Origin of the sequence: Pseudoflavonifractor capillosus, assembly GCF_016902575.1 — a bacterium.
Taxonomy (GTDB): Bacteria; Bacillota; Clostridia; order Oscillospirales; family Oscillospiraceae; genus Enterenecus; species Enterenecus capillosus_A.
In genome coordinates this window covers 1-397 of record NZ_JACSNZ010000131.1, presented here as the reverse complement: position 1 = coordinate 397, position 397 = coordinate 1, and the positions used below count along the sequence as shown (strand labels likewise).

At 47.1% G+C, this 397-nt stretch carries 1 rRNA gene; it reads left to right on the top strand.

Annotated elements, in window-relative coordinates:
* A 5S ribosomal RNA gene (gene rrf, locus H9X86_RS12215) occupies positions 1–109 on the top strand; the annotation flags it as partial.
* Positions 110–397: the final 288 nt, after the last annotated feature.

Here is a 397-nt window from a genome sequence, read left to right as displayed (position 1 = left end):
CTGATTGCAGTGAGGGTCCACCCGTTCCCATTCCGAACACGGCAGTTAAGCTCACTTGCGCCGAAGATACTTGGCTGGCGACGGCCTGGGAAAATAGGTAGTGCCGACACATAAGGATGACAGTCCATGTGACTGTCTTTCTTATGCCCAGTTTGCTGGGAAACGTTGTGCGAATGACAGCATGAAAAACGAACTGAAGTATGCCGGGTTGGCCGGCAAAAAAAGTTTGAAAAAGTGCTTGACAAACAACGGCAAACCTGGTAAACTAAAATAGTTCCGCCGATGAGTGCGGTTTGTACCTTGTAAATTAAACAATGAGAAACACGAAAAGCACCAGAAGGACACGAGTCCTTCATGGAAACTGGTAACACAGAGACATGAAGGGTCTCATCAATTC